Raw genomic sequence first — 13,718 nt, 5'->3', positions numbered from 1 at the left:
CATGATGTACAACGCTCAAGGAAAGATGTCCCAGGCCGACGTGCTCGCGCAATATGCGCCGCTCGTGCGTCGTCTCGGGCTGCAGCTCGTCGCGAAGATGCCGGCGAGCGTCGATCTCGACGACCTGATCCAGGCCGGCATGATCGGCCTGATGGATGCCGCCGGCCGCTACAAGGAAGACCAGGGCGCGCAGTTCGAGACCTACGCGACGCAGCGCATCCGCGGCGCGATGCTCGACGAGCTGCGCAGCAACGACTGGCTGCCGCGCAGCCTGCGCAAGACGTCGCGCGAGGTCGAGCAGGCGGTGCACCAGGTCGAGCAGCATCTCGGTCGCTCGGCGAGCGAGGCCGAGATCGCGCAGCACCTGAACATGCCGCTCGACGAATACCAGGGGATGCTTCAGGACCTGCACGGCAGCCAGCTCATCTACTACGAGGATTTCGATCGCGCGGCCGACGACGAGCCGTTTCTCGACCGCTACCGCGTCGATCACGCCGACCCGCTGTCGGCGCTGCTCGACGAGCACCTGCGCGAGGCGCTCGTCGAGGCGATCGAGCGGCTGCCCGAGCGCGAGAAGCTGCTGATGTCGCTGTACTACGAGCGGGGTCTGAATCTGCGCGAGATCGGCGCGGTGCTCGAAGTGAGCGAATCGCGCGTGTGCCAGTTGCACAGCCAGGCCGTCGCGCGCCTGCGCGCACGGCTGCGCGAACAGGCGTGGGTCGGCGCCGAGTCCTGACCCTTTCGTGGCGGTCGCGCGCGCGGATGCGCATTCCGCGCGCCGATTTGCTACAATCCTTCCCGTTTTCCGAGGAGCGTTGCGACGGGCCGTCCCAGGCCCGCCAGGCTCGGAAAGCTTCACCAAGCAGCCGGCGAATGCGCCGGCCCCGCTTCCTGAACGGCGCTCACGTCACCAATCTAGAAACTTTTTAGAAAGGAGGGCGTGATGAACGCCATTATCGATACCCAGGCTTCCAAGGATTACGTCGTCGCCGATCTGGCACTGGCCGGCTGGGGCCGCAAGGAACTGAACATCGCCGAGACCGAAATGCCGGGCCTCGTGCAGATTCGCGACGAATACAAGGCGCAGCAGCCGCTGAAGGGCGCGCGCATCGCCGGTTCCCTGCACATGACGATCCAGACGGGCGTGCTGATCGAGACGCTGAAGGCGCTCGGCGCGGACGTCCGCTGGGCCTCGTGCAACATCTTCTCGACGCAGGATCACGCCGCGGCCGCGATCGTCGAGGCCGGCACGCCGGTGTTCGCGTACAAGGGCGAGTCGCTCGACGAGTACTGGGAGTACTCGCACCGCATCTTCGAATGGCCGAACGGCGAATTCGCGAACATGATCCTGGACGACGGCGGCGACGCAACGCTGCTGCTGATCCTCGGCTCGAAGGCCGAGAAGGACCGTTCGGCGATCGCGAAGCCGACCAACGAGGAAGAAGTCGCGCTGTACAAGTCGATCGCGAAGCACCTCGACATCGACGCGAACTGGTACTCGAAGCGCCTCGCGCACATCAAGGGCGTGACCGAGGAAACCACGACCGGCGTGCACCGCCTGTACCAGATGGAAAAGGACGGCCGCCTGCCGTTCCCGGCGTTCAACGTGAACGATTCGGTCACGAAGTCGAAGTTCGACAACCTGTACGGCTGCCGTGAATCGCTGGTCGACGGCATCAAGCGCGCGACCGACGTGATGATCGCGGGCAAGGTCGCGGTCGTCGCGGGCTACGGCGACGTGGGCAAGGGTTGCGCGCAGTCGCTGCGCGGTCTGGGCGCGACCGTGTGGGTCACCGAAATCGATCCGATCTGCGCGCTGCAGGCGGCGATGGAAGGCTACCGCGTCGTGACGATGGAATACGCGGCCGACAAGGCCGACATCTTCGTGACGGCGACCGGCAACTACCACGTGATCAACCACGACCACATGAAGGCGATGCGCCACAACGCGATCGTCTGCAACATCGGTCACTTCGACTCGGAAATCGACGTCGCGTCGACCCGCCAGTACCAGTGGGAAAACATCAAGCCGCAGGTCGACCACATCATCTTCCCGGACGGCAAGCGCGTGATCCTGCTGGCGGAAGGCCGCCTCGTGAACCTCGGCTGCGCGACCGGCCACCCGTCGTTCGTGATGTCGAACTCGTTCGCGAACCAGACGCTCGCGCAGATCGAGCTGTTCACGCGCGGCGAACAGTACGAGAACAAGGTGTACGTGCTGCCGAAGCATCTCGATGAAAAGGTGGCGCGCCTGCACCTCGCGCGTATCGGCGCGAACCTGTCCGTGCTGTCGGACGAGCAGGCTTCGTACATCGGCGTCGGGAAGGAAGGCCCGTTCAAGCCGAACCACTACCGCTACTGATCCGTTGCGCCGCCGCCGCGGCGCCGGATCGCCGGCCGCCGCGGCGCGCCTTCGGGCGCCCGCGGCGGTCATTGATCGTACCGATCGACCATCGAACCGGAGCACTTCATGAGCGTCATCCTCACCTGGGTCATCAACGCGCTCGCGCTGTTGATCATCACCTATCTCGTGCCGTCGATCCACATCAAGAGCTTCGGCACGGCGTTGATCGTCGCGGTCGTGCTCGGCCTGATCAATACGGTGATCCGCCCGGTGCTGATCCTGCTGACGCTGCCCGTCACGATCGTCACGCTCGGGGTGTTCATCCTCGTCGTGAACGCGCTGTGTTTCTGGTTCGCGTCGTCGCTGCTGAAGGGCTTCGAGGTGTCGGGCTTCTGGTCCGCGTTCTTCGGTTCGATCCTGTACAGCATCGTGTCGTGGCTGCTGTCCGCGCTGATCTTCGGTCAGCGCGACATCGGCTGAGGCCGGCGCCTGCTCCCACCGAATCATGAAACCGATCGAACTTTCGTTTGAATTCTTCCCGCCGAAGACGGCGGACGGCGTCGAGAAGCTGCGCGCCACGCGCGCGCAACTGCTGCCGCTGCAGCCGAAATTCGTCTCCGTGACGTTCGGCGCCGGCGGCTCGACGCAGCAGGGCACGCTCGATACCGTGCTCGACATGCAGAAGGACGGCCTCGAGGCCGCGCCGCACCTGTCGTGCATCGGCTCGTCGCGCGACAGCCTGCGCGCGATCCTCGACCAGTACCGCTCGTACGGCATCCGGCATATCGTCGCGCTGCGCGGCGACCTGCCGTCGGGGATGGGGGCGGTCGGCGAGCTGCGCTACGCGTCCGAGCTCGTCAGTTTCATCCGTGCCGAGCACGGCGACTGGTTCCACATCGAGGTCGCCGGCTATCCGGAGTACCACCCGCAGTCGCGTTCGCCGAAGGCCGATCTCGAGAATTTCGCGCGCAAGGTGAAGGCCGGCGCGAATTCCGCGATCACGCAGTACTTCTTCAACGCCGATGCGTATTTCCGCTTCGTCGACGACGCGCGCAAGCTCGGCGTGGACGTGCCGATCGTGCCGGGCATCATGCCGATCACGAACTTCTCGCAGCTGATGCGCTTCTCCGAGATGTGCGGCGCCGAAGTGCCGCGCTGGATCGCGCGCCGGCTCGAGAGCTTCGGCGACGATCGCGAGTCGATCCGCGCGTTCGGCGCGGACGTCGTCACGGGCCTGTGCCAGCGTCTGGTCGATGCGGGCGTGCCGGGGCTGCACTTCTATACGCTGAACACGGCGGCCGCGACGCGAACGATCTGCGAACGGCTCGCCGGATAGGCGCCGTCAGGCAACTGCATGCGCGAAAGCCCCGCCGGCAACACCGGCGGGGCTTTTTTTCGAGGTGCGGCGAGGCCGTGCGCGTCAGCGCCGCGCCGTCATCAGCGGCGGGCGGCGATCGAACCACGGCCGCGCCTGTTCGAGCTGCCGCGCGAGCCTCAGCAGCAGCGCGTCGTCGGCGTGACGCGCGGCGAACTGCACGCCGATCGGCAGCCCGCGCGCATTCCAGTAGAGCGGCACCGACATCGCCGGCTGGCCGGTCAGGTTGAACAGCTCGGTGCAGCCGGCCCACGTGAAGGCCTTTTCCGACGACTTCGCGAGCATTTCCTTCAGCAGCGGTTTCACCGGCAGCGCCGCGAGCACCTTCATCTGCACGGATTCGAACGGGGTCGGCTGCAATTCGCCGATCTTCACCGGCGGCCCCGCGAGCGATGCGCACAGGATCGCGTCGTAGCGCGACACGAGGCCGGCGACCTGCACCGTGAGCTGGCGCTGCCATTCGAGCACGTCCGGCAGCCGCGTGCGCGCGAGGCGCCGGCCGACCACCGCCATCGCCCACGTCGCGGCTTCGAATTCGCCGCGCCGCGGCGCGCGGCCGGTCAGCGCGCGCGCGCCGAGCACCATCTCCTCGGCGATCGTCGCCCACAGCGTGAGGAAGGTTTCGGCCGTACGCGCGTAGTCGACGTGCAGCGTGGCCGGCTCGACATGGTGGCCGAGCGATTCGAGCAGCGCGGCCGCGTCGTCGAGCGCCGCGCGCGTGTCGTCGGCGAGCGCCGGCGCGAGCATCGGGTCGGTCACGAGGCCGATCCGCAGCGCGCCGGGCGGCGTGTCGAGCTCGCCGAGGAAGGTGCCGGGCGCGCCGGGCGGCAGCGTCTGGCCGGTCGTCACGTCGAGCAGCAGCGCGCTGTCGCGCACGCTGCGCGCGACCGCATGCTGGACGACCAGCTCGCCGTTCGACGGCTGATCGACGAGCACCGGGTTGCGGCTCGGTTTCAGGCCGAACAGCCCGCAACACGATGCGGGAATGCGGATCGAGCCGCCGCCGTCGGACGCATGCGCAAGCGGCACGATGCCGGCCGCGACGGCGGCGGCGGCCCCGCCGCTCGAGCCGCCGGGCGTGTGGTCCAGATTCCACGGGTTGCGGCACGCGCCGAACAGTTCGGGCTCCGTGTAGGGCATCTGGCCGATTTCCGACGTGTTGGTCTTGCCGAACACGTTGAAACCGGCCGCACGGCTTCGCGCGATCACCGGCGAATCGTCGCTCGGCACGAAATACCGGTAGTGCCGGCTGCCCATCGACAGCGGCAACCCGGCGACCGCCGCGCCGAGATCCTTGACGAGATACGGGACGCCGGCGAACGGCGCGTCGGCGCCGCCATCCTGGGCGGCGGCCGCCCGCTGGCGCGCGGCATCGTAGTCCTGCAGCACGATCGCGTTGATCGCGCCGTTGACCGCTTCGGCCTGGCCGATCGCGGCGTCGAGCAGTTCGCGCGGGCTCGCCTTGCGTTCGCGCACCAGCGCGGCGAGGCCGATCGCGTCATGCGCGAGATAGTCAGAGTGCATCGCAGTCACCCCCGTTGTGACCTGTGGCGATGATGGGAGCATAACGCGGGCCCGGCGCGAGGGGCCCGCGGCCGCGCGTATTGTATTTACAGGTGCTCGGCGAGGAACGTCAGCGTGCGGCCATGCGCGAGCGCCGACGCGCGCTGGTTGTACGACGCGCGGTCCGTGCAGTTGAAGCCGTGCTCGGCGCCCGGATACACGTGGAACGACGCGTGCCCGCGGCCGGCGAACGCGGCCTTCACCTGGTCGACGGCCGTGAGCGGGATGCCGTGGTCGTTTTCCGCGTAGTGGAACAGGATCGGTTGCGTGATCCCGCCGGCAAGGTCGAGCGCATTCTGGATGCCGCCGCCGTAGTAGGCGACCGCCGCGTCGAGCTTGCCGGTCGCGGCCGTGCGGTACGCGAGCTGGCCGCCGAAGCAGTAGCCGATCGCGGCGATCTTGCCGGCCACTTCGGCGCGTGCGCGCAACGCGTCGGCCGCCGCGCCGATGTCCGCGACCGCGAGACCCACGTCGGTCTTCTTCATCAGCTCGATGCCTTTGTCGCGATCCGCGCCTTCATAGGTCAGCTCGACGCGCGGCTGCGTGCGCCAGAACACGTCCGGCGCGAGCGCGACGAAGCCGTCGGACGCGTACTGGTCGGCGACCGCGCGGATGTGCGAGTTCACGCCGAAGATCTCCTGGATGATGATGACGGCAGGGCCCTTGCCGCGCTTGGGCAGCGCGAGATAGCCGCCGAAGCTGTCGTTACCGGTCGGGATGTCGATCCATTGGGCAGTCACGTTCTGAACTCCTGGCGAACGGGGTGCGCGAGACGCGCCCCCGGGGTGGAAGAGGGCGGCCTAGTGTGCCACCAATCGTGGGGCGGTGCAGGGTGCGCGCCGCTTCTCGCGCAGCGATCGTTTCGATCTCGATTATTCATTTTTCGGCGCCGCGGGGCTTCGATAGAGTCGATGAGTCGGCTTTTACAAAGCGCTTTCGCCCCTCGTCATCGAAGGATTCGCCATGTCTTCCCGTTCTTTTTCCACGCCCTTTTCCGAACGCTTCGGCCTGCGCCTGCCGCTCGTGCAGGCGCCGATGGTCGGCGCGACCACGGCCGCGATGGTCGCCGCCGCATCGAATGCCGGCGCGCTCGGCAGTCTCGGCGCCGCCGCGTTCGCGCCCGAGCGCCTGGCGGCCGACGTCGCGGCCATCCGCGCCGCAACCGATCGCCCGTTCGCGATCAACCTGTTCGTACTGCCGGACGCCGCGCCCGACGCGGCGACCGTCGCCCGCGCGCTGGCCGCGATCGATCCGCTGAACGCGGCGTTCGGCTTGCCGCCGGGCGAGGCGCCCGCGCGCTACGCGCCGGACTTCCGCGCGCAGCTCGACGCGCTCGTGGCGCTGCGTGTGCCGGTCGCGAGCTTCACGTTCGGCGTGCTCGACGCGGCCGACGTCGCGCGCCTGAAGGCCGCCGGCACCTACGTGATCGGCACCGCGACCCACGTGGCCGAGGGGCTCGCGTGGCGGGCGGCCGGCGCCGATGCGCTGTCCGCGCAGGGCGCCGAGGCGGGTGGCCATCGCGGCACGTTCATCGGTTCCGCCGACGAGGCGCTGATCGGCACGTTCGCGCTCGTGCCGCAGCTCGTCGACGCGACGGGCCTGCCCGTGCTGGCTGCGGGCGGCATCATGGACGGCCGCGGGATCGCGGCCGCGCTCGCGCTCGGCGCGCAGGGCGCGCAACTCGGCACCGCGTTCCTCACCTGCACGGAAAGCCCGATCGCGGCGGACTGGAAGGCGCGTCTGCTCGCGAGCGCCGATACGTCGACCCAGGTCACGCGCGCGATTACCGGCCGTCACGCACGCGGGCTGCGCAACACGCTGATGGCCCGGCTCGGCGAGCGCATGGCCGACGTCGCGCCGTATCCGGTGCAGAACGCGCTGACGCAGCCGCTGCGCCAGGCCGCCGCGCGCGCGAACGACGGCGACTACCTGTCGCTGTGGGCCGGGCAGGGTGCGCCGCTCGCGCGGCGGCGCGGCGATGCGCTGTCGACCGCGCAGCTCGTCGCCGCGCTCGACGCCGAATGGCGCGCACTGGCGGGCTGAACGGCCGCCGCGCCGCCGTTCGAATGGTGCATATCCAATGACGAAACGCGCGTTGTCACGCGCGTTTCATTCAATGATCCCGGGCACAAAATACCGAATCGAAATGTCCCGGGAATGCATTGAAACGACCTTTCCGGAAGCGGCTGAAAATTAGCGGAAACCCTTATCCGGCGGGGCTCGCGGCGATATTCGAGGAGTCGTTCCAAAGTGCGCATATCGGTAGTGTTACCACTACCCCAAAAAAGTCCCACAAATTAATTTGATCACCTACACTTGCGCGCAAGTACGGACGGGCGGCCGCTAAAAGCGGCGGTTTTCACGTGCTTGAGGCCAAGTGCATGAACGATGCAACCGGCGAATCGTCCAGTGATTGCAACACAGGGATGGAAGCGGGGCACCGGGCGATGGCGTTTATTGGGACCGAAACTGGAGACTTACATGAATATCAAGATGCAAAAGCTGTTGCCGATCACCGCGGCCGCGATGCTGTGCGCTGCAGCCGCAGGCAACGCGGCAGCCGATCAAGTCGTCAAGATCGGCCACGTCGCACCGTTGACGGGCGGCATTGCACACCTGGGCAAGGACAACGAAAACGGTGCACGTCTCGCAGTCGAGGAGATCAACGCCAAGGGTCTCACGATCGGCGGCCAGAAGATCACGCTGCAGCTCGACCCGCAGGATGACGCGGCCGACCCGCGGCAGGCCACGCAGGTTGCGCAGAAGCTCGTCGACGACAAGGTCGTCGCGGTGGTCGGCCACCTGAACTCGGGCACGTCGATCCCGGCCTCGAAGATCTACAGCGATGCGGGCATCGTGCAGATCTCGCCGTCGGCGACCAACCCGGCCTACACGCAGCAGGGCTTCAAGACCACGTACCGCGTGGTGGCCACCGATGCGCAGCAGGGCCCGGCACTCGCGAACTACGCGCATTCGAAGGGCATCAAGAGCGTGGCGGTGGTCGACGATTCGACCGCTTACGGCCAGGGTCTCGCGAACGAGTTCGAGAAGAAGGCCAAGGCGCTCGGCCTGAAGGTGATGTCGCACGACGCGACGAACGACAAGGCGGTCGACTTCCGCGCGATTCTGACCAAGATCAAGGGTGAGAATCCGGACGCGATCATGTACGGCGGCATGGACGCCACCGGCGGCCCGTTCGCGAAGCAGGCGAAGCAGCTCGGCCTGCGCGCGAAGATCTTCGCGGGCGACGGCGTGTGCACGGAAAAGCTGGCCGACCTGGCCGGCGACGCGACCGACAACGTGGTGTGCTCGGAAGCCGGTGCTTCGCTCGAGAAGATGTCGGGCGGCGCGGCGTTCAAGTCGAAGTACGAGAAGCGCTTCGGCCAGCCGATCCAGATCTACGCGCCGTTCACGTATGACGCCGTGTACATCATCGTCGATGCGATGAAGCGCGCGAACTCGACGGATCCGGCCAAGATCCTCGCCGCGATGCCGGCGACGAACTACTCGGGCGTGATCGGCACGACGACCTTCGACTCGAAGGGCGACCTGCAGCACGGCGTGATCTCGCTGTACAACTACAAGAACGGCAAGAAGTCGCTGCTGGACGAAGTGAAGATGTAACGCAAGCTGCGGCCAACAGTAGGGGCGAAAGCGCGCATGCGGCAACGCATGCGCGCTTTCTTTCATTGACGGGCGTGCGCCGCGCCGTCAGATCTTCAGGCGCGCGAGCACCTTCGGCGCGATTGCCGCGACGAGCGCCGCGCACAGCGCGACGACGGACAGGCCGATCGTCAGGTTCGCGGCCTGCGCGACCGCGCCGATCATGACCGGGCCGAACAGCATGCCGAAGTACGCGAGCCCGGCCACGTGCGCGAGCCCTTCGGCCGCGTGGATGCCTTTCACGCGCGCGGCGGCCGCGAACAGCACCGGCATCATGTTCGCGAGGCCGAGGCCCATCAGCGTGAAGCCGCTCAGCACGGCGGCCGGATACGGCAGCAGCAGCGCGCCGATCATCCCCGCGCAGGCAAGCGATGCGCTCGCGAACACGAGCTGCGGTGCGCCGAAGCGGGCGCGCACGGCGTCGCCCGCGAAGCGCGCGACGGCCATCCCGCCCGAGAACGCCGCATACGCGGCGCTCGCGAGCGCGGGGCTCGCCGCGACGACGTCGCGCATGTAGACCGTCGCCCAGTCGTACATCGCACCTTCGGCGATCAGCGCGACGAGCGCGATGCCGCCGAGCATCCACAGCGCGGGCGAGCGCCAGCGATTGGCGCTGCCGTGCGCGTGCTCGTGGTGCGGCACGTGCGGCAGCACGGCCGGGCTTGCGACCACGAGCACCGTGGCGCTGGTCGCCGCCGCGAGGGCGAGATGCACGGCCGGCGCCATGCCGGCCGACAGCAGTGCGCCGCCGGCGGCCGCGCCCGCCATCCCGCCGATGCTGAACATGCCGTGCAGCGACGACATGATCGGCTTGCCGAGCGCGATCTCGACCGCGCTGGCCTCGGCGTTCATCGCGACGTCGAGCGTCGCCATCGAGAAGCCGAACACCGCGAGCACGGCGAGCAGCATCCCGTAGTCGGGCACGACGAGGATCAGCGCCGCGCATGCGGACATCGAGAGCCCGCCCGCGAGGCACGCGGTGCGCGAGCCGACGCGCGCGATCCAGCGCGCGATGACCAGCATCGCGGCGATCGAGCCGACGGCGACCGCGAACAGCGCGATCGACAGCAGCCCCGGGCTCAGCGCGAACTTGTCGCGCACGGTCGGCACGTGCACGCCCCACGATGCGAACATCATGCCGGCGACGAAGAACAGCGCCATCGACGCCGCGCGCGCGCGCTGGCGGGCCGGCAGCGACAGCACGCGATGCGCGTCGGGCGGCGCGGCGAACGGGGACGACGATTCGGGGGAGGAGGATTCGGACACGGAAAGACTCGCGAAAAAATGCACGGGCGCATGCGGCGCCCGTCGGAACCGTCCGATTCTATCGAAGCGCTTACGATCCTGCCGGGCAATGGCCGTTCGGTCGTTAGGCAGCGCGTGAGCGCACCGGCCGTTCGGCCGATGGCCGGCGCACCGCGCCCGCGGGTAACATCGAAGCGCACGGCGTATCCGATGCGCCGCCCTTCGACCGCAGGAGTCCTCTTGAACATCGATCCCGCCTTCGCCCTGAATCTGCTGCACCGCTGCGCGCTCGGCACGCTCGCCACCCATGCGCGCGATCCGCAGGGCTACCCGTATCCGACGGTCGTTCCGTTTGCACCGGATGCAAGCCATCGGCCCGTGATCCTCGTGAGCGGTCTCGCCGAGCACACGCGCAATCTCGCCGCCGATCCGCGGGCGGGCTTCCTCGTCGTCGACGCGCCCGGCGGCGACGTGCTGAATGCCGAGCGCGCGACGCTGCTCGGGCGGTTCGTGCCGCTCGGCGACGATCCGCACGTCACCGCGCGCTACCTGCGTTACGAGCCCGACGCCGCGCGTTATCTCGCGCTCGGCGATTTCACGTTCTGGGCGCTCGATATCGAGCGGTTGCGCTATATCGGCGGTTTCGGGCGCATGGGCTGGGTCGACGGCACGCATCTCGATACGCTGCCGCCGCTTACCCTCGACGAGGAGCAGGCATTGTGGAACCCATACGATGCCGGCGAGGCCTGCCGCGGCGGGCTCGAATTGCTCGGCGTCGATCGCCACGGCGCCGACTGGCGCTGTGACGGCCGCCGTGTTCGCACGCCGTTCGATGCGCCGGCGGCCGATGCCGGTGCATTGCGCGAACGGCTGATCGCATGCGCGCGGGATGTGACGTGACGTCGCGGGCGCCGGCTTGTCCGGGTTTGTCCGTTCGGCACTGCCGCGCCGATGGATTTACGGAAAGCTGTCGTCCGATGAAAGCTTTGATTTTCTCGAATGCAGGGTAATTGCGTATGTTGATAGGCCTAATAGGCAATCGCTAATGTCCTAATCTCTGTGTAGGAAGGTAAAAATTTGAGAAAAGGCCGTGAGCGGTCAAAATGACGTGTGGCAATTACATTTGATCTCGGTATTTTCGCGGGTCTCGCTTCAATCAAATCTTTTCTGTGCTAATCTCTGCCTTCGAAAATCCGAGGCACATATATTTCATGAATGGTGAGCTGGCTGCAGACCGGCGCCATTGGTCAGATAGAAAGGGAAACTATGTCTTCTTACAAGGACCTGCTGGCCCAGCGGGAGAAGCTGGAGAAGCAAATCGAAGAAGCGAAGTCGCGTGAATACGCTGAAGTGCTGAATGACGTGAAGCAGAAAATTGCCGACTACGGCTTTTCGCTCGCCGAACTCGGTCTCAGCCGCGCGAAGGCAGGTAAGGTCGGCCGTCCGCGTGCGGGCGTTGCCGCGAAATACCGCGATCCGGAAACGGGCGCAACGTGGTCGGGTCGTGGCAAGCCGCCGCGCTGGATCGCTGGCAAGAACCGCGAACAGTTTGCGATTTAAACATTTGTTTAAATTGTCTGTGCTTCAAAAGAGCCGCGTATCCGTCGAGGAGCGCGGCTTTTTTGTTTCCGGCGGCGGCCGCATGCATTGTCTCGTCATGAAAATGTAAGCGTGCGGTGTGAATGGAAATGCGACCCGTTCGCATAAGCGATTGATTTAAATAAGAAATTTGTGGGTATTGGCAGGGTTTGCGGGGTGCGCTTGATAGAATTGCGTACCGCCACCGATATCTCATATTTCATGTCCATTTTTTCCGGCGACCCGCAGAGCACTGATAAGCACGCGGTTGCGCGCAAGAGTACGTTCGTCAGTATTGTGCTGAATGTCGTGCTTGCGACATTTCAGATCGTCGTCGGCGTGATTGCGCATTCGCAGGCATTGATTGCTGACGGTGTGCACTCGATATCCGATTTGATCTCGGATTTTGTCGTGCTGGTTGCGAATCGGCATAGCGGCGCATCGCCGGACGCCGATCACAATTACGGACATAGCCGCTACGAAACCGTCGCGTCGCTGTTTCTCGGTGCGATCCTGATCGCGGTCGGCGTCGGCATGCTGTGGCGGGCCGGCGACCGCCTCGTCAACCTAGGACACATCCCGGCCGTCCATTTTTCCGCGCTGCTGGTCGCGCTGACGGTGCTCGTGTCGAAAGAGGCGCTGTTCCGCTACATGCTGCGCGAGGCGCGGCGCGTCCGCTCGGCGTTGCTGGTCGCGAACGCATGGCATGCGCGCTCGGATGCCGCATCGTCGCTCGTCGTCGCGATCGGCATCGTCGGCAGCCTGGCCGGCGTGCGGCTGCTCGACCCGATCGCGGCGGCGATCGTCGGCTTCATGGTCGCGCGCATGGGCTGGACCTTCGGCTATGACGCGCTGCAGGACCTCTCCGACCGCGCGCTCGATACGACCGATGCGACCGAGATCCGCGCGCTGCTCGCGGCGACGCCGGGCGTGCGCGACGTACACGACCTGCGCACGCGCAAGATGGGGGACGCCGCGCTCGTCGACGCGCATATCCTCGTCGACCCGAAGATTTCCGTCTCCGAAGGGCACTACATCGCCGAGACCGCGCGTGCGCGCGTGCTGTCCGATCGGCGCGTGCTCGATGCGCTGATCCATGTCGACCCCGAGAACGACGCGGCGCGCCGTCCGGCGCTCGCGCTGCCGCCGCGCGGCGAGATCGTGGCGCGGCTCGAGGCCGCGCTCGCGCAGCGCGGGCTGCACGCGGCGGCGATCGACCTGCATTACCTGAGTACGGGGCTCGAGATCGACGTGACGCTGGCCGGCGATCCGCGCGACACCGATGCGGCGCTGGCCGGCCGGCTCGACGCCGATGCGCTGCGGCGCGAGTTCGGCGCGCACCGGATCGGCTTCACGCGCACGATGCCCGTGCAGGCGTGAGCGGCCGCCGGCCACGGCGGCGCGTTCGCGCGCGGCCGTGCGTTACAGCGGCAATTGCGTGTCGAACTTGATCTCGCGCAGCACGACGCTCGTGCGCACCTGCGACACGGCCGGGATCTTGAAGATGCGCTCGTGCAGGAACACGTCGTAGGCCTTGATGTCCGGCGCGACGATCTTGAGGATGTAATCGGCCTCGCCGGTCGTGCTGTAGCACTCGGTGACTTCCGGGCAGGTCGAGATCTCGCGCTCGAACTGCTCGACGCCGCCTTCGTTGTGCCGGGTCAGGTGGACATGCGCGAGCGCGCAGACGTGCAGGCCGAGCTTCTCGCGATCGAGCAGCGCCGTGTAGCGCTGGATCACGCCCGATTGCTCCATGTCCTTGATGCGGCGCCAGCATGGCGTACTCGACAGGCCGACCTGGTCGGAGATTTCCTGTACGGAACGGCGCGCGTCGAGCTGCAACAGGCGAAGGATTTTTTGCGAAAAGGAATCGAGCGTCACCTGCGCCTCCATGCGGCAACTACAACACGCTGAATGTTAGAGGGCCGGGGAAGGAAAGGCAATCTGGAG

At 66.9% G+C, this 13,718-nt stretch carries 13 protein-coding genes and 1 riboswitch; of the genes, 9 read left to right on the top strand and 4 right to left on the bottom strand.

Translation table 11 applies throughout. The annotated features are described in order from the left end of the window. Position 1 precedes the first annotated feature (1 nt). The 4 genes from GQ57_RS02745 (at position 2) to metF (ending at position 3,680) form a co-directional block, all read left to right on the top strand. Positions 2 to 736 carry an RNA polymerase sigma factor FliA gene (locus GQ57_RS02745; protein ID WP_031397003.1) on the top strand — a complete coding sequence of 245 codons (735 nt, stop codon included), beginning with the start codon at positions 2 to 4 and terminating at the stop codon, positions 734 to 736. Positions 737 to 801: 65 nt separating this feature from the next. Beyond that, a riboswitch (S-adenosyl-L-homocysteine riboswitch) is annotated at positions 802 to 911 on the top strand. 32 nt (positions 912 to 943) lie between these two features. Beyond that, positions 944 to 2,362 carry an adenosylhomocysteinase gene (gene ahcY, locus GQ57_RS02740; RefSeq protein ID WP_031397002.1) on the top strand — a complete coding sequence of 473 codons (1,419 nt, stop codon included), beginning with the start codon at positions 944 to 946 and terminating at the stop codon, positions 2,360 to 2,362. Between the two features lie 108 nt (positions 2,363 to 2,470). Then, positions 2,471 to 2,824, top strand: a complete 354-nt coding sequence (locus tag GQ57_RS02735; RefSeq protein ID WP_011882923.1) for a phage holin family protein — start codon at positions 2,471 to 2,473, stop codon at positions 2,822 to 2,824. Positions 2,825 to 2,849: 25 nt separating this feature from the next. Then, positions 2,850 to 3,680: a methylenetetrahydrofolate reductase [NAD(P)H] gene (gene metF, locus GQ57_RS02730; RefSeq protein WP_031397001.1), complete on the top strand. Its 831-nt coding sequence runs from the start codon at positions 2,850 to 2,852 to the stop codon at positions 3,678 to 3,680. An 84-nt stretch (positions 3,681 to 3,764) separates the two neighbouring features. On the opposite strand, the gene GQ57_RS02725 is transcribed toward metF, so the two are convergent. Both GQ57_RS02725 and GQ57_RS02720 read right to left on the bottom strand, forming a co-directional pair. Continuing rightward, positions 3,765 to 5,243 carry an amidase gene (locus tag GQ57_RS02725; protein ID WP_031397000.1) on the bottom strand — a complete coding sequence of 493 codons (1,479 nt, stop codon included), beginning with the start codon at positions 5,241 to 5,243 and terminating at the stop codon, positions 3,765 to 3,767. A gap of 86 nt (positions 5,244 to 5,329) precedes the next feature. Continuing rightward, on the bottom strand, positions 5,330 to 6,022 hold the full coding sequence (locus tag GQ57_RS02720) for a dienelactone hydrolase family protein (RefSeq protein WP_034197023.1): 693 nt from the start codon (positions 6,020 to 6,022) through the stop codon (positions 5,330 to 5,332). Positions 6,023 to 6,245: 223 nt separating this feature from the next. On the opposite strand from GQ57_RS02720, the gene GQ57_RS02715 reads away from it, so the two are divergent. Both GQ57_RS02715 and GQ57_RS02710 read left to right on the top strand, forming a co-directional pair. Then, positions 6,246 to 7,325 (top strand): NAD(P)H-dependent flavin oxidoreductase, encoded by a 1,080-nt coding sequence (locus GQ57_RS02715; RefSeq protein ID WP_034197022.1) that lies wholly within the window; start codon positions 6,246 to 6,248, stop codon positions 7,323 to 7,325. Between the two features lie 438 nt (positions 7,326 to 7,763). Then, a complete protein-coding gene (locus GQ57_RS02710; protein ID WP_031396997.1) occupies positions 7,764 to 8,906 on the top strand; it encodes a branched-chain amino acid ABC transporter substrate-binding protein in 1,143 nt (380 codons plus the stop codon). A gap of 87 nt (positions 8,907 to 8,993) precedes the next feature. Here GQ57_RS02710 and GQ57_RS02705 read toward each other — a convergent pair whose 3' ends face one another. Next, positions 8,994 to 10,211 (bottom strand): MFS transporter, encoded by a 1,218-nt coding sequence (locus GQ57_RS02705; protein WP_034197092.1) that lies wholly within the window; start codon positions 10,209 to 10,211, stop codon positions 8,994 to 8,996. A gap of 219 nt (positions 10,212 to 10,430) precedes the next feature. On the opposite strand from GQ57_RS02705, the gene GQ57_RS02700 reads away from it, so the two are divergent. The 3 genes from GQ57_RS02700 to GQ57_RS02690 all read left to right on the top strand — a co-directional run bounded on the left by GQ57_RS02700 (position 10,431) and on the right by GQ57_RS02690 (position 13,148). After that, positions 10,431 to 11,090, top strand: coding sequence for a HugZ family pyridoxamine 5'-phosphate oxidase (locus tag GQ57_RS02700; protein ID WP_034197021.1), 660 nt, complete (start codon positions 10,431 to 10,433; stop codon positions 11,088 to 11,090). A 366-nt stretch (positions 11,091 to 11,456) separates the two neighbouring features. Then, positions 11,457 to 11,750: an H-NS histone family protein gene (locus GQ57_RS02695; protein WP_006491875.1), complete on the top strand. Its 294-nt coding sequence runs from the start codon at positions 11,457 to 11,459 to the stop codon at positions 11,748 to 11,750. A 240-nt stretch (positions 11,751 to 11,990) separates the two neighbouring features. Then, positions 11,991 to 13,148, top strand: a complete 1,158-nt coding sequence (locus GQ57_RS02690) for a cation diffusion facilitator family transporter (RefSeq protein WP_034197020.1) — start codon at positions 11,991 to 11,993, stop codon at positions 13,146 to 13,148. A gap of 42 nt (positions 13,149 to 13,190) precedes the next feature. Here GQ57_RS02690 and GQ57_RS02685 read toward each other — a convergent pair whose 3' ends face one another. Further along, on the bottom strand, positions 13,191 to 13,661 hold the full coding sequence (locus tag GQ57_RS02685; protein ID WP_011882933.1) for an Lrp/AsnC family transcriptional regulator: 471 nt from the start codon (positions 13,659 to 13,661) through the stop codon (positions 13,191 to 13,193). Positions 13,662 to 13,718: the final 57 nt, after the last annotated feature.

It is taken from the genome of Burkholderia sp. MSh2, from assembly GCF_000731655.1.
Taxonomy (GTDB): Bacteria; Pseudomonadota; Gammaproteobacteria; order Burkholderiales; family Burkholderiaceae; genus Burkholderia; species Burkholderia paludis.
This window is presented reverse-complemented; position numbering and strand designations above follow the sequence as displayed.

What these genes read in the sequence shown, in the direction of transcription:
- metF (WP_031397001.1), top strand. Translation starts at nt 2,850, where the DNA reads ATGAAACCGATCGAACTTTCGTTTGAATTCTTCCCGCCGAAGACGGCG.
- GQ57_RS02735 (WP_011882923.1), top strand. Translation starts at nt 2,471, where the DNA reads ATGAGCGTCATCCTCACCTGGGTCATCAACGCGCTCGCGCTGTTGATC.
- GQ57_RS02725 (WP_031397000.1), bottom strand. Translation starts at nt 5,243, where the DNA reads ATGCACTCTGACTATCTCGCGCATGACGCGATCGGCCTCGCCGCGCTG.
- ahcY (WP_031397002.1), top strand. Translation starts at nt 944, where the DNA reads ATGAACGCCATTATCGATACCCAGGCTTCCAAGGATTACGTCGTCGCC.
- GQ57_RS02690 (WP_034197020.1), top strand. Translation starts at nt 11,991, where the DNA reads ATGTCCATTTTTTCCGGCGACCCGCAGAGCACTGATAAGCACGCGGTT.
- GQ57_RS02695 (WP_006491875.1), top strand. Translation starts at nt 11,457, where the DNA reads ATGTCTTCTTACAAGGACCTGCTGGCCCAGCGGGAGAAGCTGGAGAAG.
- GQ57_RS02685 (WP_011882933.1), bottom strand. Translation starts at nt 13,661, where the DNA reads ATGGAGGCGCAGGTGACGCTCGATTCCTTTTCGCAAAAAATCCTTCGC.
- GQ57_RS02715 (WP_034197022.1), top strand. Translation starts at nt 6,246, where the DNA reads ATGTCTTCCCGTTCTTTTTCCACGCCCTTTTCCGAACGCTTCGGCCTG.
- GQ57_RS02710 (WP_031396997.1), top strand. Translation starts at nt 7,764, where the DNA reads ATGAATATCAAGATGCAAAAGCTGTTGCCGATCACCGCGGCCGCGATG.
- GQ57_RS02745 (WP_031397003.1), top strand. Translation starts at nt 2, where the DNA reads ATGATGTACAACGCTCAAGGAAAGATGTCCCAGGCCGACGTGCTCGCG.